The 23623-nt window shown below is 58.5% G+C and carries 15 protein-coding genes and 1 other RNA gene; 7 read left to right on the top strand and 9 right to left on the bottom strand.

Annotated features, from left to right (window positions below; translation table 11 throughout):
- Position 1: 1 nt before the first annotated feature.
- From ACF8R4_RS21295 to ACF8R4_RS21270, 6 genes are all read left to right on the top strand, one after another.
- A complete protein-coding gene (locus ACF8R4_RS21295; RefSeq protein WP_392493476.1) occupies positions 2-3388 on the top strand; it encodes a DEAD/DEAH box helicase family protein in 3387 nt (1128 codons plus the stop codon).
- Positions 3389-3543: 155 nt separating this feature from the next.
- Positions 3544-5127, top strand: a complete 1584-nt coding sequence (locus tag ACF8R4_RS21290) for a class I SAM-dependent DNA methyltransferase (protein WP_253132540.1) — start codon at positions 3544-3546, stop codon at positions 5125-5127.
- On the top strand, positions 5124-6320 hold the full coding sequence (locus ACF8R4_RS21285; protein WP_392493401.1) for a restriction endonuclease subunit S: 1197 nt from the start codon (positions 5124-5126) through the stop codon (positions 6318-6320). Before ACF8R4_RS21290 ends, ACF8R4_RS21285 begins: the two co-directional genes overlap by 4 nt.
- Before the next feature lie 14 nt (positions 6321-6334).
- A complete protein-coding gene (locus tag ACF8R4_RS21280) occupies positions 6335-8164 on the top strand; it encodes an AAA family ATPase (RefSeq protein WP_392493399.1) in 1830 nt (609 codons plus the stop codon).
- Between the two features lie 151 nt (positions 8165-8315).
- Entirely contained in the window at positions 8316-10049 is a 1734-nt protein-coding gene (locus ACF8R4_RS21275) for an AAA family ATPase (RefSeq protein ID WP_392493397.1), read from the top strand.
- Positions 10049-10945: a hypothetical protein gene (locus ACF8R4_RS21270; RefSeq protein WP_253132547.1), complete on the top strand. Its 897-nt coding sequence runs from the start codon at positions 10049-10051 to the stop codon at positions 10943-10945. The genes ACF8R4_RS21275 and ACF8R4_RS21270 overlap by 1 nt, the downstream gene beginning before the upstream one ends.
- A 368-nt stretch (positions 10946-11313) precedes the next feature.
- Here ACF8R4_RS21270 and ACF8R4_RS21265 read toward each other — a convergent pair whose 3' ends face one another.
- The 8 genes from ACF8R4_RS21265 to ACF8R4_RS21230 form a co-directional block, all read right to left on the bottom strand.
- The gene (locus tag ACF8R4_RS21265; RefSeq protein WP_253132548.1) at positions 11314-11589 is read right to left on the bottom strand and encodes a hypothetical protein; all 276 of its coding nucleotides are present in this window, start codon (positions 11587-11589) and stop codon (positions 11314-11316) included.
- Entirely contained in the window at positions 11586-12566 is a 981-nt protein-coding gene (locus tag ACF8R4_RS21260) for an integrase domain-containing protein (protein WP_392493396.1), read from the bottom strand. The genes ACF8R4_RS21265 and ACF8R4_RS21260 overlap by 4 nt, the downstream gene beginning before the upstream one ends.
- A gap of 947 nt (positions 12567-13513) precedes the next feature.
- Positions 13514-14770, bottom strand: a complete 1257-nt coding sequence (locus ACF8R4_RS21255; RefSeq protein ID WP_392493394.1) for an integrase domain-containing protein — start codon at positions 14768-14770, stop codon at positions 13514-13516.
- A 187-nt stretch (positions 14771-14957) separates the two neighbouring features.
- Positions 14958-15353: a transfer-messenger RNA gene (gene ssrA, locus ACF8R4_RS21250) on the bottom strand.
- 99 nt (positions 15354-15452) lie between these two features.
- Entirely contained in the window at positions 15453-15743 is a 291-nt protein-coding gene (locus ACF8R4_RS21245; protein WP_060498458.1) for a hypothetical protein, read from the bottom strand.
- 384 nt (positions 15744-16127) lie between these two features.
- Positions 16128-18938 (bottom strand): FAD-binding and (Fe-S)-binding domain-containing protein, encoded by a 2811-nt coding sequence (locus ACF8R4_RS21240; RefSeq protein ID WP_392493392.1) that lies wholly within the window; start codon positions 18936-18938, stop codon positions 16128-16130.
- 75 nt (positions 18939-19013) lie between these two features.
- Entirely contained in the window at positions 19014-20159 is a 1146-nt protein-coding gene (gene lldD, locus ACF8R4_RS21235; RefSeq protein WP_016712100.1) for an FMN-dependent L-lactate dehydrogenase LldD, read from the bottom strand.
- Between the two features lie 63 nt (positions 20160-20222).
- Positions 20223-21893: a lactate permease LctP family transporter gene (locus ACF8R4_RS21230; RefSeq protein WP_060498456.1), complete on the bottom strand. Its 1671-nt coding sequence runs from the start codon at positions 21891-21893 to the stop codon at positions 20223-20225.
- Between the two features lie 255 nt (positions 21894-22148).
- Here ACF8R4_RS21230 and ACF8R4_RS21225 point away from each other — a divergent pair, with 255 nt between their 5' ends.
- Entirely contained in the window at positions 22149-22916 is a 768-nt protein-coding gene (locus ACF8R4_RS21225; RefSeq protein WP_060498455.1) for a GntR family transcriptional regulator, read from the top strand.
- A 70-nt stretch (positions 22917-22986) separates the two neighbouring features.
- Here ACF8R4_RS21225 and smpB read toward each other — a convergent pair whose 3' ends face one another.
- Positions 22987-23469 carry an SsrA-binding protein SmpB gene (smpB, locus tag ACF8R4_RS21220; protein ID WP_012274261.1) on the bottom strand — a complete coding sequence of 161 codons (483 nt, stop codon included), beginning with the start codon at positions 23467-23469 and terminating at the stop codon, positions 22987-22989.
- Between the last annotated feature and the right edge of the window lie 154 nt (positions 23470-23623).

Below are 23623 nucleotides of genomic sequence, written 5' to 3'. Positions count from 1 at the left end.
TATGAAATCTGTCAATTTCGAATTCCTCCGACCTGGCAACGAGTTGCTGGCAAATCTCGCTGGCTTGGCGGAGGCCGTACTTCACGTCGACCCGGGCAGTGCGCTCACGCGACTTCGTAGCTTTGCCGAAGAGATGACCAAGGCTATCTATAAGCATGAAACACTGCCCCGTGTGCCGCAGGCCACCTTTTACGAGCTGGTTAAGGATCCGGTCTTTGTCGACTGTGTAAGCAAGCCGCTGGTTTACCAGCTCAATTTCCTGCGTATTCAGGGGAACGACACCGCGCATGGAGGGGAAGGTGACCTGCGCAATGCGCAACAGGCCCTGAAGACGGCGTACCAACTGGCCATGTATATGGCTATGAAATATCAGGGCACCACTCAGGCAGACATTCCTGAGTTTGCTGAGGTGCAGGACCCGACGGCGACTTTGGCCACGTTGCAAAAGACCGTCGCTACCTATCAAAAAGAGCTGAATCAGCAGCAGGAAGAGCTCCAGCGCGTGATGGACAAGCTGGAGCAAGAGCGAACCCGTAACATCGACAAGCTGGAGCGCCCAGCAGATGCCGAGCTGCACGTGCGCCAGCAGCAGAGCCAGCAGGTTGCCGACAGCCTGCAATGGGACGAGGCGAAGACGCGGGCTTTGCTCATCGACGCCATGTTGCTTCAGGCTGGCTGGGACATCAGTAACCCTGAACAGGTCGGCCGCGAGGTGGAGGTCGACTTCCAAGGTAATACCTCCGGGAAGGGACGTGCCGATTACGTGCTTTGGGGGGACGACGGTCAGCCGTTGGCGGTAATCGAAGCTAAGCGGTCTGGCAACGTCAGCCTCCAGGCAGGGCGTGAACAAGCACGCATGTATGCCAACGGATTCGTGAACATGGGCATGCGGCGCCCGGTAATCTTCTACAGCAACGGCTACGAGACTTTCGTCTGGGACGACAAGCAGTACAACACCTATCGCCCGGTGTATGGTTTCTACAGCAAGAGCAGCCTCGAATACTTGGCCTACCAACGCCAGTACCGTATTGCCGAGCTTGAGCAGCATAACCCTGAATTGAAAATTGCCGACCGCCCCTACCAGATCGAGGCGATCAAGACCGTTGCTGCGCATTTTCAGAAGCAACGTCGCAAGGCTCTGATCATTCAAGCTACCGGTACAGGAAAAACTCGTGTTGCCATTGCCCTGGCTGAACTGCTGCTACGTACCAGCTGGGCTAAGCGTGTGTTATTTCTCTGTGACCGCAAGGAACTGCGAGTCCAGGCTGACGACGCGTTCAAGCAGAATTTGCCCAGCGAGCCGCGCTGCGTCATTGGCGAAACCAACAAAGTGGATCAGACAGCGCGCATCTACATCGCTACCTATCCAGGGATGATGAACCGCTTTTCCCAACTCGATGTAGGTTTTTTCGACCTGATCATCGCCGACGAGAGTCACCGCAGTATTTACAACAAGTACCGTGATCTATTCGATTACTTTGATGCTCTACAGGTTGGCCTCACCGCTACGCCAGTGAAGTTCATAAGCCGTAATACCTTTGACATCTTCGACTGCGAGATCACCGACCCTACCTTCGAATTCGGGCTGGACGCAGCCATCAACAACGATCCACCTTATCTGGTGCCGTTCCGCGTCAAGGATCTAACCACTGATTTTCTACGTGATGGCATCCATTACAGGGATCTGAGTGACGAGCAGAAGCGCCAGCTAGAAGAGGACCTTGGCGAAGAGGAAGCTAAGCGCACTACCGTTGCTGGTAAGGATATTGGTCGCAAGATTTTCAGTGCGGATACTGATCGAATCATTCTGGAAAACCTGATCAACAACGGCATCAAGGATGAAACTGGCTCTTTGGTCGGCAAGACCATCGTCTTCGCCCAGCGGCAGGACCACGCCGAGCACCTGGAGAAGCTCTTCTGTAAGCTCTACCCGCAATATGGCGCTAAGGTCTGCAAGGTGATCCACAACGGAATTGCGCATGTGGACACTCTAATCAAGGAATTCAAGAAACCGGACAACGACTTTCGCATTGCCATTTCGGTAGACATGCTGGACACAGGTATCGACGTGCCAGAAGTGGTCAATCTCGTTTTCGCCAAGCCGGTAAAGTCTTGGGTGAAATTTTGGCAGATGATTGGCCGAGGCACACGACTGCGACCCAACCTATTCGGCCGTGGCAAGGACAAGGAAGAGTTCCTGATCTTCGATCACTACGGAAACTTCGACTTCTTCGAGCAGGAGTACCAGGAGCCGGAAGACACAGGCGGAAAGTCCCTTCTGCAGACCACCTTCGAGGCTCGCCTTGGATTGGCTCAGGTTGCGCTTAGGCTCAATCATGCTGCGGCTTTCGATACCGCTATTGAGTTGCTGCGTGCGGATATCAACGATTTGCCAGAGACCAGTGTGGCGGTAAGGCGTGAGTTGCGCAACGTTCACCAATTGCAGCAGACCGATCTTCTGAAGCGCTTCGACGCTAAGACCCAGCACCTGCTCAGTGACACCATTGCGCCGCTGATGGCCGCTCGGGTGTTGAGTGACAAGCACGCCACTGCGCTGGACAAGCTTGTTGCCGGTATTCAGCGTTGTCTGGTGGAGCAGGCCAGTTGCTTCGAAGACGGAAAAATTGTGCTGCTGGCTGAGCTGGATAAGCTGGCTGTGAACATCCAAGCTGTGCGCCAGAAGGATGCGATTCTTGCGGAGGTGCGCAGTGCCGATTTTTGGCAACAGCCGAGTATCGACAAGCTGGAGCACGCCCGTAAGGAGCTGCGCGGCATTATGAAATATCGGCAGACGGGCAGCTCTGCAAGCTACGGAACTGCGATTACCAAGGCCAAGGACGACAACGTACTGGCTGAAGAGCGTCGGGTTTACATCACTGGCGCCAATGAGGCCATGCTTTATCGTCGCCGACTCAAGGGCATTCTTGACGGCATGCTCGCAGCTAACCCCATTTTGCAGAAAATTCATAAAGGTGAGCCGATTGCCGAGGCGGACCTGAAGACCCTGACCTCGACCATTCTGACCAGTCATCCGGGTGTAAGTCTGGATTTATTGAATGAGTTCTACGGCCGCACTGCAGCACAACTGCACGTGACTGTGCGCGAGATCATAGGTCTGGATTCTCAAGCTATCGAAGAGCACTTCAAAAGCTTCCTGCACGCCCATCCAACCCTCACAGCTCAGCAGGTGCGCTTCATGAACCTGTTGAAGAATTACATCGCCCAACACGGCAGCATTGTGATCGAAACACTGTACGACGCACCGTTCAACAGCATTTCCCATGACGGAATCGACGGTGTGTTCAAGCCGACAGATGTTGATCAGTTGGTCGCGGTGCTTAAACCATTTCTTCGCGAGACAAATTCTCCGCCTGGCAATCAGGAGTGACCATGCAAGCCAGCCATTGGACGAAGAATATGATTGCTATCAGAGCAGTGCTCGCACTAGGCTCGGCGCTGCTGGGTTACACCGCTGCGGCGTTGCGCCAGGGTAGGCGACTGCACAGCAACAACCCCGAATTATGACCAAGAGAAGTATTTGAAATGCTTACCGGCAAAATCCGCAACGATATCGACAAGCTCTGGGAAAAATTCTGGACTGGCGGTATCACCAACCCGCTGACAGTGATCGAACAGATCAGCTACCTGATGTTCGCCCGCATGCTCGACATGCAGGAAGACGTGGCCGAGCGCAAGGCTAACCGCACCGGCAAGGCCTTCGACCGTCTGTTTCCCGATACACCAGAAGGCCAACTGCTGCGCTGGAAGAACTTTCGCAACATGAGCGGCAAGGAACTGCACAGCCACCTCAAGAAAAAGGTCTATCCGTTCTTCGCCCAACTTGGCAGCGCCGAGGGCGAGGGCGGTGAGCGCGAAGGTCTTGGTCATATCAGCGAATATATGCAGGACGCCGATCTGGAGATCAAGAACGAGTCTGTACTCACCTCGGCCGTGGAGATGGTGAACGACCTGCCGCTGACTCAGAGCGACGTGAAGGGCGATATCTACGAATACTTGCTGAGCAAACTTACCACTGCCGGCATCAACGGCCAATTCCGTACGCCGCGCCATATCATCGATGCGATGATCGAGCTTATCGCCCCGCAGCCCATTGAGGTTATCTGCGACCCGTCCTGCGGCACCGCTGGCTTCCTCGCCCGAACCATGGAATACCTCAACCGCGTCCATTCCAGCCCGGAAGGTACCTTCACCGACGAAGACGGCAACCTGCACTATTCTGGTGACCTGCTCGAACCCTGCCGTCAGCACATCAACAGCGAGATGTTCTGGGGCTTCGATTTCGACACCACGATGCTGCGTGTCTCCAGCATGAACATGATGCTTCATGGCGTGAACGGCGCGAACATCCGCTACCAGGACTCCCTGAGCAAATCTATCAAGGAGCACTACCCGCGTCAGGAGCAGGACTTCTTCGACGTCGTGCTGGCCAACCCGCCGTTTAAAGGCAGCCTGGATGAAACCAACACCAACCCCGACGTGCTCGGCTTGGTGAAAACCAAAAAGACCGAGCTGCTGTTCGTCGCTCATATCCTCCGCTTACTCAAGCTCGGTGGCCGCGCCGCCGTCATCGTGCCGGACGGCGTGCTGTTCGGCTCCTCCAAGGCGCATCAGCAACTGCGCCAGGAGCTGCTCGACAACAACCAGCTGGAAGGCATTGTCAGCCTGCCCAGTGGTGTATTTAAGCCTTATGCCGGCGTTAGTACTGCCATCCTGATTTTCACCAAAGGTGGCACGACTGAGCGTGTGTGGTTCTACGACCTGCAGGCCGACGGCTACTCATTGGATGATAAGCGCACCGAGCTGAAAGGCGAGGGCAGCAACGACCTGCCCGACGCCATCGCCCAGTGGCACAAATACCGGCAGATGGTCGAAGGCAATTTCAGCGCCAGCACCATCAACACTCTGTTCGGCGACAAGCGCAAAAAGGCTTTTGTCGTAGCCGCCGAAGATATCGCCGCCAACAAGTACGACCTCTCCATCAACCGTTACAAGGAAGTGGAGTACCAGCAGGAAGCCTTTGAGGACCCGAAGGTGATTCTGCAACGGCTCAAAGGGCTGGAGCAGGAGATCCTGGCGGATCTGGATGCGTTGGAGGGGATGCTGTGATTTGGCCGGTAATTAAGTTTAGTGAGGCTATCAGTCGCTCGGGCTTGTTTTCTGATGGCGATTGGGTAGAAAGCAAAGATCAAGACCCTGAAGGTGATGTAAGGCTAATCCAACTGGCGGACATCGGAGTTGGTGAGTTTGTTAATAAATCGAATCGATTTATGACCTCTAAGAGGGCGGATGAGCTGAAGTGCTCGTACCTCCAGGCTGGAGATATTTTAGTCGCGCGAATGCCAGACCCAATTGGCCGTGCGTGTATCTTTCCTGAGGATATGGGTAGATGTGTTACGGTCGTTGATATTTGTATCGTGCGCCCTGACTCGGAAAGGGTTGATAACAGATGGCTGATGCATCTGATAAATTCAGAGCGCTTCAGAAACCAGATAGATCGGCATGTTACTGGTACAACGAGACAAAGAATTTCTCGCGGAAACTTGGCTGGATTGGAAATCCCCCTCCCACCCCTACCCGAACAAAAGCGCATCGCCGCCATCCTCGACAAGGCCGACGCCATCCGCCGCAAACGCCATCAAGCCATCCAGCTCGCCGACGACTTCCTCCGCACCGTATTTCTGGACATGTTCGGCGACCCGGTGACCAACCCTAAGGGGTGGGAGGTTAAGCCACTAGGGCAAATTTCAACTTTTGAAAATGGTGATCGTTCATCTGCATATCCAAGTGGTGACGATCTTGTTTCAGAAGGAGTGTTGTTCTTAAGTACGAAAAATATAGTCTCAGATACCTTAAGGCTTGAATCTTGCCAGTACATCACGGAAGACAAATACACAGCTTTGTCTCGGGGTAAGGCCAGAAAGGGCGATCTGATTATCACGCTTCGCGGAACATTGGGGTCTTGTTGTGTTTTTGACTGTGAGCATGAAAAAGCCTTTATCAATGCTCAGATGATGATAATTAGACCTGGCGCAGGTATCGGAAATATATTCCTGCATGATTTGCTTGTCTCGAAGGCGATAAAAAATCATCTTCAAGGCATTGGGCAAGGCGCAGCTGTTCCTCAGCTCACTGCAAAGCAATTGAAGGAGCTTATGCTCCCAATTCCTCCGATTCAGGAGCAAAAGAGGTACGAAAATATTAGAGGTTCCGTTTTGGCGAGTATCAAAAAGATGCAGTCGGAATCTGAGGAAAGCTTATTTAAAGCGATTACCCAAAAAGCCTTTACCGGTCAGCTGTAGATAAGGAAATCCACATGCGCCTCAAGTCCGTCAAGCTTATCCATTTTCGCGGCTACCGCGCCACCACGGTTATTCCCTTCGACGAAGCCATGACCGGCATCGTCGGTCGCAATGACTATGGTAAGTCGACCATCCTCGAAGCCCTGGCCATCTTCTTCGAGAGCGGCGACGTCAAGGCCGATAAAAGCGATATGAACTGCTTTAGCCTGGCCGAGGGTGCCGAGCAGTTCGAGATTGCCTGTGAGTTCAACGGCCTGCCTGAGGCGCTGGTGCTGGATGAAGATGCCGAGACGTCCTTGGCCCAGGAGTACCTGCTCAACGCCGGGGGGGCGCTGGAGATCGTCAAAACCTTTAAGGCGAGCACCGGCAAGCTGGAGCGCACCGCCATCCGCTGTCAGCACCCAGCGGATGCCGAGCTGGCAACCCTGCTTAGCCTCAAGATGGCCGATTTGAAAAAGCTCGGCGAGCAGCAAGGTATTGCCGACCAGGTGGCCGACAAGCGCGTGGCTTCGCAGTGGCGGCAGGCGATCCGTGCGGCAGCACAGCCCATCGCCTGTCAGGAGATGCTGCTCGACGTCAGCAAAGGGCTTTCGACTGACAGCAAATCCATCTGGGAAAAAATTGAGGCTCAGCTGCCCACCTTCGCCCTGTTCAAGGCGGATCGTGAAAGCAGTGATGGCGACGCTGAGGCCAAGAACCCGCTGCAGCAGGCGGTCAAGGAGGCTCAGGCCGCCCTGCAGGATCAGATCAGCGCGCTGGAACAGCAGATCGAAGCCAGTGTGCTGGATGTCGCCACCCGCACCCTCGACAAACTGCGGGAAATGGCCCCCGAGCTGGCCAACGAGCTAACCCCGCGCTTCAAGGAAAAGCCCAAGTGGAGTTTCAGCTTCACCCTGGACGGTGAGAACGGCATCCCCATCAACAAGCGCGGCAGCGGCGTGCGCCGCCTGATCCTGCTGAATTTCTTCCGCGCCGAGGCCGAGAAGGCTGCTGTTGGTAGCCCGCGCAACGTGATCTATGCCATCGAAGAACCGGAAACCTCCCAGCACCCGAACTACCAGATGATGCTGATGAAGGCGCTGCTGGAACTTTCCAACCAGCCCAACCGGCAGATCATCGTCACCACCCACGTCCCCGCCCTGGCCGGCCTGATGCCCATCGATGGCGTCCGCTATGTCACCAAGGATGAGAACTGTATCCCTGTCGTCAAGATGCCCGATGACGATGTGCTCAAGGAGGCCGCCGAGAGTCTGGGTGTGCTCCCCGAAACAGGGATGGAGCGGGCGAAAGGCGTCGTGCTGGTAGAAGGTAAATCAGACGTCACCTTCCTCCGCCATGCGGCCAATACCCTGAAGGCTGGCGGACATCTCCAGTCCAGTCTTGAGGATGCCGGCATTGTTCCGATTCTGATTGGTGGCTGTGGCAGCGTGAAGCACTGGGTCACCCTCAATCTCGCCGATGACCTCGGGCTACCTTGGTGTGTGTTCCTGGACTCCGACATCGGCGGCAGCCCGGAGCAGGTCGCTTCAATCGCAAAGCGCAAACAGGAAGTCGAAGCACGCGGGCGCTCCTTCTACTCGACTCGCAAACGAGAAATCGAGAACTACCTGTGCCCTGACATGATTGATGCTCGAACGGGTGTCAGAGTGACCTTCACCGATACCTGTGACGCTAAGAAAATCATCGGCCAGGCGGTGCGTGTCAAAGCGGATGATGTGATCGACAAGTTCTGGCCGCACATGACGGCAGAACAGATTCTCCAGCGCTCGATGTACCAAGAGGGCGCTGAGCAGCGCTCGGAGCTTAAGGAGCTAGTCGAGAACCTGCTGACTTTGGTCCCTTGATCTCTGCTCGGTATGACAACCAGCCGAAAGCGGTTTGGTTTGCGTCCGAGCCATGCAGAGGCTGCGTGAGCGCATGCAACGGCAGAGCTATTGCCACCTAAAAATTACAAATAAGACATTGCCGGCCTTAGGCTGAGCTAGGGCATAAAAAATGCGAATTACAGAAATCGCCCTCACCAACTTTCGTTCCTTTCAGGCCACCCAAGCCATCGCGCTGGCGCCTGTAACCTTGATGTTTGGGCCTAATAGCGTCGGCAAAAGCTCGGTGCTACAGGCGCTGTTCTATCTGCAGCAAATCCTCGCCAAAGGCCACTGCGACCCGCAGCGCATTGATGTGTTGGGCGAAAAACACATCGGCGGCTTTGCCAGCTTGGTGAATGGCGGTGATCTGAATAAGCGCATTGTCATCAAGCTGCAGATCGATAAGTGCGGCAGCATCGGGGCCAGCTACAACCAGCTGTATGAGCTGATCAACGAGGACTTTGGCCTAACAGTCGATAGCCCAACCGCCGATGCCGCTCGCTTTGCTGTGGAGCTGCATATTGGCTGGTCTAAATCGGCCGAAACCGCCTATGTGGCCTGCTACAAGCTGTGGCTGGACGATACGCTGATCGCTGAACTGACCAGCGATGCGGGGATGAAGCAACCGGTGCTGGCCTGGCTCAATTACCAGCATCCCGCTTTGCTGGCCGAACTGGATTTGGACGAAGCTCCGGAGCGCGAAGCCGAAGGCTTTGTAAGCGTCTTGCATGAGCTATTAAACGCTCAGCGCCCCACCCAGCTGGTCAGTCGCCGCGACTCCTGGCATATGCCTGAAATGACCTTTACCCATGCCGAGCTGGGTTTTAAAGGCTTTTCTGGCGCCTTACCGCTGCTGGGCAAACGATTGGAAACCACAGTCGAACACGACGACCCGCGTATCACCACACGGCTGCATGAAGTTCTCTCGGATGTGTTGGTAGCTCCGTTAGATAACCTGCTGACACTGCTTAATCAGAGTCTGTGCATCGGCCCGCTGCGCATGGTGGCCGATGCCTTGCGCCAGCCTAATCCTTACCCTGAGCAGAAAGACTGGTACAGCGGCGCGGCTGCCTGGGATGTGGTCAGCTCGCTCAGCCGCCAGCACAAAGCGCCCGCCTTGCTGGCCGAGATTAACCAGTGGATGGGGCATCTCGGCCTGGGCTATTCACTGCGTGCAAAGTCGGTGGTGAGCAAGTTCGTGTATTCCGGTGGTGACGACAGTCTGGGCGAGTTGCGCGCCATGCTCGATGCACATGGCGATAAGCTCGAAATCAGCTTCAGCAGTGCTAATGAGGAAGGCAATCCGTCAGAGCAGAAAGCGCCTTTAGACATGGAGAAGCTGAAAGCGCTTCTGCATGATCTAGCGCCTGATAGCGTTGCCCCTAAGGGTGCCGTTATTGAGCAGGTGCGCAATCAATGGGCGCTGTGGGATGACGCGCGGCATTGCGAGGTAGCCTTTTCCGAGGTTGGTGTAGGGATTTCACAGTTGTTTCCGCTGATTGTGGCGGCTGTGGTGGCGCGCCAGGGGCTTGTGACCTGCGAGCAGCCAGAGCTGCATGTGCATCCACGAATTCAGGTGGGCATAGGTGATTTGCTCACCCAGGCCAATCGCCAATGCAACTTCCTGATTGAGACCCATAGCGAACATCTGATTCTGCGGATCTTGCGCCGTATTCGCGAAAGCAGTGAGGGCGATTTGCCCAATGGTCTTAAGCAGCTGAAACCTGAGGATGTGTCGATTATCTACCTCGACACGGCAACAGGCGGGGTAAAGGCCACGCGTATAGAAATTGATCGCTATGGAGAGTTCACCAGCCGTTGGCCCAATGGCTTCTTTGCTGAGCGTGGTGAGGAGTTGTTCTGATGCACGCTATATTTGCCATTGAGCCAGACGCTATCAATAACTGGCAAGACTTGAAATACGCACTGGAGAAGTTCAGCTACAGCAAGGGCTTGTTGATTGCACGCTTTCCTAAGCCTTGGCCCCGTTTGGTGATTGAGGCCTGTGAGCGTCGCGGCATGGGGGATGTGGAGCGGGCGCGTATCGTCGAGAAGCTGCGCCAAGCCCAGAATGACCGGCTGGTGCGCTTGGGGCTGCCGTTTGATGGTGACGATTGGATCGCCAATGCCAAACAAGATGGTGTGCGCGAGCGTCTGTCAGCAATCTTGGTGCGGGATAACCACGATGCAGAGAGATTTCATTGTTTAGCCGAGGTTGAAGAGGCGCTGTTTGAAAATCGTCGTGATGTGCAGGTTAAGCGCAATGCTCAAGCTTTGGCCGACGCTGCGCGGTATGTGTTGCTGAGTTCTGATCGTATTGTTCTAGTCGATCCATATTTTCAGGCCATGCCCAAGTGCTGCAAGGTGTTGAAGGCAATGGTTGATCTTTGTCGCCAGCAGGAGCATCGACTAGTTGAGCTGAGTATCTTTACCGCAAAAAGCACGGATGACCGTCGCCTTGACCTTATTGCTGCCGATTATGGAAGGATGCTTGAGGCTCTACTTGGGCAAGGGCTTTGTATACGTATTCATCTATTGTCTGATGCTACTTTGGATCAGGACTTTCATGCACGTTATATATTCAGCCCGCGTGCCGGTTTGCGCTTTGATCGTGGTTTTGTTGAGCCCCCGGATCATGAGCAGCGCGAGCACTTGACCGATGTTGTCTGCTTGGATGAACGCAGAGTGGCTGAGCTGAGAAGTCGCTATCTGGAATCTGACGATGGCCTGGCTAACGCAGAGTCTATTGTTCTGTCGTGAGGTGATTCCAAGGTCAGGAGGGGCTAGGCCCTGAATTAGGGGCCGTGTCCTGAGGAGGCGGCAGTTACGGTACGAATGACGGCAATGTAACTCAGCATGTGACGCAGCTGGCACAGTGAGCAAGGAGGAGTGAAAAATTATCACCCCCTGCCGCTAGTGATGAGAGCTACCCACCTCGCTGCCTAATCGACACCTGAAACAGGTCTTGACCTATGAAATCCTGCTCTGAGCCATACGTTGACGTGTCGTTTTATGGGGGCATGGGGTGTTTATGGGGCGCTGGGATTTTGGAACCTTCAGACTCTGAAGGTGGCAGGCCTGGGCTCGATTCCAGAAAGAAAGTCCTTCTAGGTTCACGAATACTCTTTTTAGCCATTGAATATCCATGGCTTTTCTAGGCGACGAGTGAGCAATCGTGCTGTCAGCACGTAGTAATAGCGCGTTGCCTGACTGTTCGGTGTAAGGTGCTGATCGAGAAACCAGGTCAAGTGCTTGCTTTGCCAAGTCCAGGGTGTGGCTCGCTTCCAGCGTTTTGCGATTTCGGCTTGGATGATCCTTGCCTGTCGCACATGTCGTTGTCGGGTTGCGTGCGAGCCGGTCAGCACGCCAGCCAAGAACAATTCCATATCGAATGGCTTGCTCATGTCCGTCCTCCAATGTAGGCCGCGACCACGTCGATCCGACCGTGCCCAAGCTCGTAACTAATTCGCCTCCGGGCCTCGCGATCAAGGTTACTATCTACCTGGCAACATTTGACGCCATTGATTGGCGCGGGGTGTTGGGTGATCTGCTCATAGCGCTCACAGGCATACGCCGCTCTTAGCTCATGGAAGCCATTGAGGTTGTGTGCATGGAGGGTGTCCCGCGCAGGGCGTACGATTTCCTGCAGAAAGGTCAGGTAACTTTCGTCTGGAGCAATCAGGTTGCGGCTACTCGCAGGTGATACCTGTCGTGCAAACCCGAGTGCGCCTCGAACATGCTCATCGACCGAAATCCAGCGGGGTGCCGAGGCACCCGCGCGGCCGCCTTTGGTGCCCTCCTGAATGTTAATCCTGCCTAGGTCGTTAGCCTCACGGCTTAGTCGTGGCAGGTCAGCCAAGATAGCCTCACGCAAGCGCATGCCGGTGGCTCGCGCCAACAGAACAATCGCGGCGGCCCGTAGCTGATATTGGCTGCAAAGTGCATCGACGATCTGCTTAACCTGTTCGCGGTCTTGGCCTTGCGGTACCGACTGTCGAACCCCGGTGCGCTGCATACCCAATGCCTTGCTCGGACTGGGCAATTTCACATACTGATCACCGCGAAGCGCCGCCATGGTCCTGTTAACGCTGGAAAGCCGGTTTTGTGCGGTGCTGACGGCGAGGTCACCGCGCCGAACCACGTCGCGCAGATACGCCGCATAATCGCCCAACACTTTCCGATCAATCTGCCGCGCATCATTGATACCGGGCCCCTGTTCGGAACGACACCACTTTACGAATGCCTGCCACCGATCACAGTGTGCCTTCACCGTGCCGTAGTGGCCACCGGCGAACATGTCTTTCAGCGCTTGCGGTCCTGCATAGCTCAATTGCCTGCCGTAACCGAAATTACGACCATCGCGTCTACCTACCAATGCCATGTCGGTCACCTCACTTTCCGCTCTCTAATCCTCGCCCCACGTCATCCCGCCAAGAATGTTGAGTGTTATCAGGGATCAAGGCCCCTGCGGCCTGTGGGGATGTCCTCTAACGCGGGACTGGCGGCTCCTTACGTCCGGGAGCAAGGGCATCTCATGATCTGGCCTCCTGAACGCCGTTACCGGTGCGCGGGCGGAGGCTGCATTGGCTGACGAGACCAGTGCCGCGAGATCCTGAGCCATGTGCAAGCAGCAATGAGATGACCGGGGCATGCCTGACTGTCAGTCAGGTGCAGTCCAGTCCCTGGTCTGCGGCACCATCATCTACAGCGCTGTTGCTGGTGACATCGGCGTTTGTCACGCCGATTGTCACGAGGGGGATTGCCGCAAAGCCATGTGCGATCAGGGCTGCAGCAGTGGTAGAAGTGCCCGTCTCTTTCCAGAAGAAAGAGACGGGCTCAGGTTGGCGCAAGATTCGGCCAAGCGGATAGGTTGCTGCAGAGCAGCGAGGTACGGTGTAACTGGCGCACGAGGGCCATATGTGTAAGAGCATCCATCACATGGGGTAGTGACCGCACGAGCTGCCGGATGCGAATCGTACTTGGGGAGAACCACCGCGGGAGCGGCGTGACCTTTAAGGTTCGGGTCACCTGGGGTGCTGTCATCGACAGCGTTTGCACGGCCAGTTCTACGCCTGTGGATAAACCCGGTCAAGGGCCGAAATTCAGCGCTCTTGGGGACGTGAAAAGCGGTTATCCATCGGTGGAATTCTGTGGTAAATCCCGGACAACGTTGTGGCTTTTAGCTCTTCAAAGTGAGGTCTATCCAAACAGGGCGGCTTTGCAGCCCTGTTTGGATGGACCCGTGCTGACAAGCGGATAAACGAGGCTGCTTTCCCTGAATCTTGAACGCTCAGTTGTTGTCGCTGCCGTTATTGCGCCTGCATAGCGCTAGCGGATCGGCACCACGTTCTTGTCTCTGACTTGGCCGTATGCAGAGACGAGCAGGCTGCCGGTGGCGGCTTTCTGGATGTACTCACTCCACCAGGCCATCATCGGGCGCCTTCGCTCAATGTAGTCGGCTCGGTTGTAGGCGCTGCGCACCTCATCCTTGTCGACATGCGCCAGTGCGACCTCAATGAGTTCGGGGTCCCACCCATGTTCATTCAAGATGGTGCTGGCCATCGAGCGCATGCCGTGGCTAACCAACCGATCCTGAAAACCCATGCGTTTCAACGCCATGTTGGCGGTCTGGCTATTGGCGTGAGTGCGTGGATTTCTATCGGCCGGGAAGACGTACTCGCGATGACCGCTGTGAGTCTTCAGTGACTCCAGCAGTGCGACAGCGTGATCACTCAACGGGATGCTATGTGGGCGGCGCTTCTTCATCCGCTCCGCAGGGATAGTCCAAACGCGCCTTTCAAAGTCGATGTCTGCCCAGCGAGTAGTCGCTGCCTCGGCGGGGCGAGTCATCGTGTGCAACTGCCATTCGATCAGGCAGCGAGTGGTGCGTTTGATGCTGGCGTTCGCGATCTCCAGCATGAGCTCGGGGAGTTCTTCGGGCGGAAGCGCAGCCATGTTTTCTTTCTTGGGCTTCTTGAATACTGCCCGAATGCCGGTGAGCGGGTTGGCGAAGATCAGGCCGGAGTTTACGCCGTAGGTCATGATCTCGTTTAGCCGCTGGCTAAGACGCTTGACCGTCTCCAGGCTGCCTTTCGCTTCGATTGGGCGAAGCAGTGCGATCACCATCGGCGCAGTGATTTTCGCGAGTGGTGTCGTCTTCAAATCGGGGAATACGTGCAGTGTGAGAGACCGCCAGATGTCCTCGGCGTAGGCCGGGGTGACCGAGTCCTTCTTAAGCTCGAACCACGCGGTGGCCACGTTCTCGAAGGTGTGTTCGGTTTCCGCGCGTTTGGCTTCATTCAACGTATTGCGCTGCACCTTCGGATCGATGCCTTGAGCGAGCAGCTCGCGGGCTTCGACTGCCTTCTTTCGTGCGTTCGCCAGTGACAGTTCGGGGTAGGTCCCGAAGCCGATGTTGATGCGCTTCTTGGTCACCGGTTCGCGGTAGTTGAAATTCCACAGCAACGAGCCGTTGCTGCGTACGCGGAGCTGCAAACCGTCACCGTCCGTGAGGACGTAATCCTTGGACGCGGGTTTGACTCCCTTGAGCTGTCGATCGGAGAGGCGGAGGTTTTGAGCAGGCATGAGATTGTCCTCAAGCACTGATTCGGTATTCCAAAGATTAGCAGCGGATGAGCTGGAATACCGTCTGGAATACCCAAATGGCTGGAACTCAAAAACTCTCGAAAGACCGCAAAAGCGCTGGAGGCCGCGTATTTACTGGCTTCCAGACACAAAAAAAGACGTCCGTGGACGTCTTTGATTGATCATTTGGTGGAGCCGGGGGGATTTGAACCCCCGTCCGCCAGTACTCCGCTGTCGGTACTACATGCTTAGCCGTGTCTACTGATTTAATCCGCAGCCGCCCGACGGGCAGGGTGCTTTGGATGAGTTGTGTAAGTTTTAGTCACTTCGCCCACAACGTGCTACGCGACGATCCTGTTCTGTATGACAATCAGTTCGGGTTTACAGGCATCCCCTAGTGATTGCTGGAGCCGAAGCTACCAGAAGCAATGGGTCAATTAAGCCGCGATGCGGCCATCGAACTCCATGCCGTAGTTATCGTCATTGGCAACTATAAAAGTTGCAACAGTGGATTTACGAGTTCTGTTACCAACTCGGCATGCACCTAGAGTTTCGCTACCGGCGTCGAATCCTAATCGGCCCCACACTAGCGTTACGCTAACGCACCTTACGGCACGTGAGGCGGAGTATACGCCATTGTGCGGGCGACGTCGACAGCCGGTCTGGTCGCCCGCTTTCAGGGTTACGCACCACCGCTGCCGGTGCCGCCGCCTTTCTCGGTTTTCTCCAGGCGCTCCAGCACTTTGCTGGTGATGGCGATGCATTCCTTGGTGTCGCCCGAGGCCTGGGCGGCCTTGGCTTTGTCGACGTGCTCGGTGATGGCCTTGTCCAGGCCTTCGGAGGTGGCGCCGGCGGTGGCCATGCTGTCGTCGATCTTTTGCAGGTTGGCGGTGCAGAGGTCATCGGCGGCAAACACTGGCGAAGCCAGCAGGGTGGCGGCCGCGAACAGGGCCGAAAGCGCGGTACCTTTCATGGGTGTCTCCTCTGGGGCCTCTGGAAGGTGGGCCTGTAAGGTGGACTGTGGGGGATTGGCGAGGGTTCAATCGGGATGGTGGTGGGTTTTGGGTGTTTGTCTTTGGTTTTTTAGCGCCTGGTCGATCGAGCGCCGCCCGCGCGGCGCATCGCGAGCTGTGCTCGCTCCTACGTTTGTTTCGGGCCAATAATTCCTGTGCCATTTGCGCCCGAACGCCTTGGCGCTTGGCTCGATATCGTGTCGTACAAACAAGGCGGTCGCGCGCGCCTGTCACAGGCGTTGCTGGCCCGAAACAAACGTAGGAGCGAGCGCAGCTCGCGATGCGCCGCGCGGGCGGCGCTCGGTCTAACAGGCGCCGCCAACCTAACGGCGAACCCCTCCTGCCTAAATGCTGCGCGGCCGGGTGACGCGGTCTACCAGGTAGACAAGGCCGTGGTAGTCGATGCCGCTGTGGCTCGACAGGCCGATCTCGCAAGTGCGGCTGGTGGAGATGCCTTCGCTGCAATACTGCACCGCATCCTTCAGGCTGCGCAGGGAGTGGGCATTGAGTTCGGGGGTGGTGAAGCCTTTGTCGCCGGCAAAGCCGCAGCAGTGAATGCCTTCCGGGATCACCACCTGTTTGCTGCAGCGCCGCGCCAGGTCGATCAAAGCCTGGCTTTCGCCCAGGTGCTGCGTGCTGCACGTCACGTGTACAGCCACTGGCTCGTCCTGGGGGGTGAACTCCAGGCGGTCGAGCAGGTGGGTGCGGATGAAGCGCACGGGGTCGTATAGGTCCAGCCGTGTTTCGCCCAGGTCTTGCACCAGGCGCAGGGTGCAGGGGCTGGTGTCGCAGTAGATCGGGTCAAGGCCGCCGCGGCTGGCGTGCAGCAGGGCGTTGATCAGTTCCTGGCGCTTGTGCTCAGCCTGTTCGGGGTAGCCCTTGGAGGCGAACGGCTGGCCGCAGCACAGGCTGTCGGCGTTGTCGGGGAACACCACCTGGTAGCCGGCCTTTTCCAGCAGGGCACGGGTTTTGTCCAGCAGTGAACTTTGCTCGCGGTCGGCATAGGCCGGGCCCATCACCCGTGAAACACAGGCGGCCAGGTACACCACGCGGGGACGGGCGTCGTTGCTGGCCGGGCCGAAGTCCAGCGGGCGCAGCGGCTGTGGCATCGCGGGCGTCCACTGGGGCAGGCGGCCTTTGCTGGCTTTACTTAGCGAGGCGGTCAGGCGGCCCAGGCGGGGGGCGCCGAGTAGCTTGCGTGCGGTGTTGGCGGCGGTCAGGGTCAGGCGGGCGCCGCCCAGTGCGGTGTGGAAGTGCTCGGCCAGCCAGTCGGCGGTCTTGCCGTGGTCGGCAGCTTGGCTACGCAGTTTTTTCACCAGTTCGCCGGTGTTGATGCCCACCGGGCAGCGCTGGGCGCACAGGCCGGTGGCGGCGCAGGTGTCGATGCCTTGGTACTGGTAGGTTTGCATCAGTTCGCGGGTGTCGATGCCGGCGCGCTGCTTGGCCTTGATGTCACGCCACATGACGATGCGCTGGCGCGGGCTGAGGGTCAGTCCCTTGGACGGGCACACCGGTTCGCAGAAGCCGCACTCGATGCACTTGTCGACGATTTCGTCGGCGGCAGGCAGCGGTTTGAGGTTCTTCAGGTGGATATCGGGGTCTTCGCTCAGCACCACGTCGGGGTTGAGGATGCCGTTGGGGTCGAGCAGGCGCTTGAGCGTCCACATCAGCTGGTAGGCGTCATGGCCCCACTCCAGCTCCACGAACGGCGCCATGTTGCGCCCTGTGCCGTGTTCGGCCTTCAGCGAGCCGCCGAACTCCACGGCCACCAGTTGCGCCACGTCGTCCATGAACGCCTGGTAACGGGCGATTTCTTCGGCACTGTTGAAGCCCTGGGTAAAGACGAAGTGCAGGTTGCCTTCCAGCGCGTGGCCGAAAATGATCGCCTCGTCATAGCGGTGCTTGTCGAACAGCTGGATCAGGCGGTTGACGCCTTCGGCCAGCTGCTCGATGGGGAAGGTCACGTCTTCGATGATGACCGTGGTGCCGGTCTGGCGCACGGCGCCGACAGCGGGGAAGGTGTCCTTTCGGATTTTCCACAGCTGGTTGTACACGGCCGGGTCTTCGCTGAAGTCCACCTGTTGTTCCAGCGGGAAATCGGCGATGGAGGCCATCACCTGTTGCAGTTGCTCGTGCAGCAGGCTCTGGCTGGCGGCGCGGGACTCGATCAGCAGGGCGCAGGCGTTGTCCGACAGGCCTTTTACCCACAGTGGCATGCCGGGCATGTTCTGCACCGAGCGCAGGCTGCGGCGGTCGAGCAGCTCCACGGCCGAAACCGGCTGGCGCTTGAGCACGGTGACCGCGCGGCAGCAGCTTTCGACACTGGGGAACACCAGCAGGGCACTGGCCTTGTGCGGGTGGTCGGGCACGGTGTCGTAGGTGACGGCGCTGATAAAGCCCAGCGTGCCTTCGGAACCCACCAACAGATGTTGCAGGATGTCCAGCGGCTGGTCGAAGTCCACCAGTGCGTTCAGCGACAGGCCGGTGGTGTTCTTCAGCCGGTATTTGTGCCGAATGCGCTCAGCCAGTACCGTGTTGGCGCGGGTTTCGCGGCCCAGGCGGGCCAGCGCCTCCAGCAGGTCGGCATGGCTGCGTTCAAAGGCGGCCACGCTGGCCGGGTCTTCGCTGTCCAGGCGGGTGCCGTCGGCAAGCACCAGGCGCAGGCCGGCCAGGGTGTGGTAGGTGTTTTGCGCGGTGCCGCAGCACATGCCGCTGGCGTTGTTGGCGACGATGCCGCCGATCTTGCAGGCGTTGATCGAGGCAGGGTCCGGGCCGATCTTGCGCCCGAAGGGGGCCAGCCAGGCGTTGGCCTGGGCGCCGATGACGCCGGGTTGCAGGCGGATCTGCTCGCCCTGGCCGCGAATTTCTTTACCCCCCCAGCTATCGCCAAGCACGATCAGCACCGAGTCGGTGATGGCCTGGCCAGACAGGCTGGTGCCGGCGGCGCGGAAGGTGACCGGCACCCGCTCGCGCTGGGCCAGTTTGATCAGGCCGACCACTTCGTCTTCGGACTCGACACGCACCACCAGCTTGGGGATCAGCCGGTAGAAGCTGGCGTCGGTGCCAAAGGCCAGGGTGGAAGTGGGGTCGTCGAAGCGGCGTTCGGCGGGTATCAGGCGCTCGGCATCACGCAGGAACGCGGCGGGCAGGCTCATGCAATCTCCTCGCGGGGCCGTGGCGTCTGTGCGCCACATGCCCCGGGTCAATCAGGCGGTCGTTCTTGCAGGCGGTCAGGCGCCCAGTTCGCGTACCAGCGAGTCGCGGGTGATCTCGCTGATCGACTTGGCGCCGGTCAGCACCATGGCCACGCGCATTTCTTTCTCGAACAGCTCCAGCAGGTTTTTCACGCCGGCCTGGCCATGCACGGCCAAGGCGTAGAGGAAGGCGCGGCCGATCAGCACGGTGTCGGCGCCCAGGGCGATCATGCGCACCACGTCGAGGCCGCTGCGGATGCCGGAGTCAGCGAGAATCTTCAGGTCGCCTTTGACCGCGTCGGCAATCGCCGGCAGGGCGCGGGCACTGGACAGCACGCCATCGAGCTGGCGGCCGCCGTGGTTGGACACCACGATACCGTCGGCGCCGAACTTGACCGCATCGCGGGCGTCATCGGCGTCGAGGATGCCTTTGATGATCATCGGGCCGTCCCAGTACTCGCGGATCCACTCCAGGTCTTTCCAGGAGATGGACGGGTCGAAGTTGTTGCCCAGCCAGCCGATGTAGTCGGCAAGGCCGGTGGGGTTGCCACGGTACTTGGAGATGTTGCCCAGGTCATGCGGGCGGCCCATCACGCCCACGTCCCACGCCCACTCAGGGTGGGTCATGGCCTGCAGCACGCGGCGCAGCGGGCCGTTCTTGCCGCTCATGCCGGAATGGGCGTCGCGGTAGCGGGCGCCGGGTACGGGCATGTCGACGGTGAACACCAAGGTCTTGACCCCGGCGGCCTTGGCTCGCTCCAGCGCGTTGCGCATGAAGCCGCGGTCTTTCAGCACGTACAGCTGGAACCACATCGGCCGGTCGATGGCCGGGGCCACTTCTTCGATCGGGCACACCGACACCGTAGACATGGTAAACGGGATGCCGTGGGCCGCAGCCGCACGGGCTGCCTGCACCTCGCCACGGCGGGCGTACATGCCAGTGAGGCCGACCGGGGCCAGGGCCACGGGCATGCTCAGCGTTTCGTCGAACAGCTTGGTCTCAAGGCTGAGCTCGGACATGTTATTCAGCACGCGCTGGCGCAGGGCAATGCTGGCCAGGTCCGACACGTTGTGGCGCAGGGTGTGCTCGGCGTAGGCGCCGCCGTCGGCATAGTGGAACAGGAAAGGAGGCAGCTTGCGTTGGGCCGCGGCGCGATAGTCGGTAGAGGCAGAAATGATCATGGATTCTCGCAGCGTTGCTTGTGGGGAGTGCCGGGCGCGCGATGGCGCCCGGCCCCTTTCACTTTAGTGATGAACCAGCATGCCGGTCAGCCAGTAAGCCTGGATCAGGGTGATCAGGCCGACGATGGTGGCGAAGAACAGGCTGTGCTTGACGGTGAAGCGGAACAGGTCGGACTCCTTGCCCACCAGGCCGGTGGCGGCGCAGGCCACGGCGATCGATTGGGGCGAGATCATCTTGCCGGTCACGCCGCCGCTGGTGTTGGCGGCTACCAGCAGGGTGTCGTTGACCCCGATCTGGTGCGCGGTGGTGGCCTGCAGCGAGCTGAACAGGGCGTTGGACGACGTGTCGGAACCGGTCAGGAACACGCCCAGCCAGCCGAGGAACGGCGAGAAGAACGGGAACGCGGCGCCGGTGCCGGCCAGTACCAAGGCCATGGTCGAAGACATGCCCGAGTAGTTGGTGACGAAGGCGAAGGCCAGCACCATGCCGATCGACAGGATAGGCCAGCGCAGCTCCCAGAAGGTCTCTTTGAAAGTGGTCAGACCAGTTTTGAAGTTGATCTTCAGCACCGCCATGGAAATCAGCGCCGAGAGGAAGATCGCGGTGCCGGTGGCGGAGATCGGGTCGAGCTTGAATACCGCTGGCATGGCGGTTGGCGCGGCAACGATCGGTGCGGTCTTGATCACCAGCTGGTCGAGGTGCGGGATGGCGAAGTTGAACACGAAGTTGTACATCGCGCCGCCCGGGGCGAACGCTGCCTTGAACGGCTTCAGGGTCCAGAGGGTGACCAGCACGGTGAGGATCAGGAATGGCGACCAGGCCTTGAAGATCTCGCCAAAGCTGTACGGGCTAGGCTGGCTGCCGCTTGGCTCCACAACCGCTGCGCCGACGCTGCCCTTGGCTTCGCTGAACGAACGCTTGGGCTGCCAGACTTTCAGGAACAGAGTCAGGGCGATCAGGCTGGCCAGGGCCGAGGTGATGTCGGGCAGTTCCGGGCCGATGAAGTTCGATGTGAAGTACTGGGTGACGGCGAAGCTCAGGCCGGCGACCAGGGCGGCAGGCCAGGTTTCTTTCACGCCACGCAGGCCGTCCATCATGAACACCAGCCAGAACGGCACGAACAGCGACAGCAGCGGCAGCTGGCGGCCGGTCATGGCGCCGATGTGGAAGGCGTCGATGCCGGTGACCTGGCCGGCCACGATGATCGGGATACCCAAGGCACCAAAGGCTACCGGTGCGGTGTTGGCGATCAGACACAGGCCGGCGGCGTACAGCGGATTGAAGCCCAGGCCCACCAGCAGCGCGGCAGTGATTGCCACCGGTGCGCCAAAGCCCGCCGCACCTTCCAGGAAGGCGCCGAAGCAGAAGCCGATCAGCAGCACTTGCAGGCGCTGGTCGTCGGTAATCGACAGCACCGAGCTGCGGATCACTTCGAACTGGCCGCTCTTGACCGTGAGTTTGTACAGGAACACCGCGGCAACGATGATCCAGGCAATTGGCCAGAGGCCATAGAGGAAACCATAACCCGCGGCGGCGAAAGCCATGTCGACAGGCATCTGGAAGGCGAAGATGGCCACCAGGATCGACAACGCGAGGGTGATGCTGCCGGCTACGTGGCCTTTAAGGCGGAACACGGCGAGGGCAAGGAAGAAGAACACGATGGGAATGACCGCCGCCAGTGCGGACAGGCCAAGACTACCAAGCGGGCTATAGAGTTGTTGCCAGGTTTGCATATGGGGTGGCCCCTAATTGTTGTTGGTCAGCACTGGCATTGGATAATTGGTAAGACCAATTTACAATGGCTGGACGCTAGGTTAAAAGCGCTGTCGTGGGTGTGTCAATTTGTCCCGTGCAAAACTTTGGTCGCGTGCCGATGAGCGGGCACCTGATGTGCTGGGAAAATCGCGGCTTGATGGGTGTTTGCGCGGACTGGATCGGCGAGAATAGGCGCCCCCTGAAATTTGCCGGGGGTTTGTGGAGAGCATGTGATGGTTTTTGATCAGGTCCGCCAACGGCGCCTGTCCGACGACATTGTCGATCGTCTGGAAGGGATGATTCTGGAAGGTACGCTGACCTCGGGGCAGCGGCTGCCGGCCGAGCGTGCCCTTGCCGAACAGTTCGGCGTGTCCCGCCCGTCACTGCGTGAGGCAATCCAGAAACTGGTGGCCAAGGGGCTGCTGGTCAGCCGTCAGGGCGGGGGCAATTTTGTTGCCGAGTCGTTGGGGTCCACCTTCAGCGACCCGTTGCTGCAGTTGCTAGAGCACAGCGCCGAGGCCCAGCGTGATTTGCTTGAGTTCCGCCACACGCTGGAGGCGTCCTGCGCCTATTACGCTGCCCAGCGTGCCACCGAGCTGGACCGGGCGCGGTTGAAGGCGGCCTTCGATGCACTGCAGGACTGCTATGCCCGGGTTGATGAAGTGACCCGTGCGGAAGAGGGCGCTGCCGATGCAAGCTTCCACCTGGCAATTGCCGAGGCCAGCCACAACGCGGTGTTGCTGCATACCATCCGAGGGCTGTTCGACCTGCTCAAGCGCAACGTGGTGACCAACATTGGTGGCATGTACCAGCAACGCACTGAGACCCGGGACATGTTGATCAGTCAGCACCGGGAGCTGTACCTGGCGATTGTCGAGGGCAGGGCGGAGGATGCTCGGGAGGTGTCCAGCCGGCACATTTTGTATGTGCAGGAGGTGCTGGAAGAGGCGCATGAGGAAGCGCAGCGCGTGGCGCGGGCGGAGCGGCGGAGCGGGCGCTGAGATTTGTCTGGGCAGTGCTGGCCTCTTCGCGGGTAAACCCGCGAAGAGGCTGGAACAGGCTAAAGACTAATTAGTCTTCTTTGCCTTTGTTCCGCACAGCCCGCTGCAGCTCGCGGTTGGAATCGCGTTCGCGCATGGTGTCGCGCTTGTCGAATTCCTTCTTGCCCTTGCCCAATGCGATTTCGCACTTGATCAGGTGCTTGCTCCAGTACAGCGCCAAAGCTACGCAGGTGTAGCCTTTTTGCGCCACGGCGGCCTCCAGGCGCTCCAGCTCACGCTTGTTCAGCAGCAGCTTGCGGGTGCGGATGGGGTCGGCGATGACGTGGGTGCTGGCGGTGGTCAGCGGGGTGATGTGGCTGCCGAACAGCCAGGCTTCACCGTCCTTGAGCAGCACGTAGCTGTCCGTCAGGTGTGCCTTGCCGGCGCGCAGGCTTTTTACTTCCCAGCCGGACAGGACCAGCCCGGCCTCGAACTTGTGTTCGATGAAGTAATCGTGTCGCGCTTTTTTATTCTGCGCGATGGTCCCGGTCGGATGTTTTTTTTGCTTAGCCATAGGGGCGGCATTATAGGCAAGTCCGCGCGTCGTCCGCTATGGGATTTCGGTGTGCTTGAGCCACTGGAATGAATACCGGACAATACAAACCCTGTCATACGCACAGAACCTGTTTTCGGCACGCTGCGAAGCGCCGCCACCCAGCCTTGGAAGT

It is taken from the genome of Pseudomonas sp. FYR_2 (assembly GCF_043106425.1).
Taxonomy (GTDB): Bacteria; Pseudomonadota; Gammaproteobacteria; order Pseudomonadales; family Pseudomonadaceae; genus Aquipseudomonas; species Aquipseudomonas monteilii.
The sequence above is the reverse complement of the archived record's forward strand: the minus strand, read 5'-3'. Positions and strand labels throughout refer to the sequence as shown.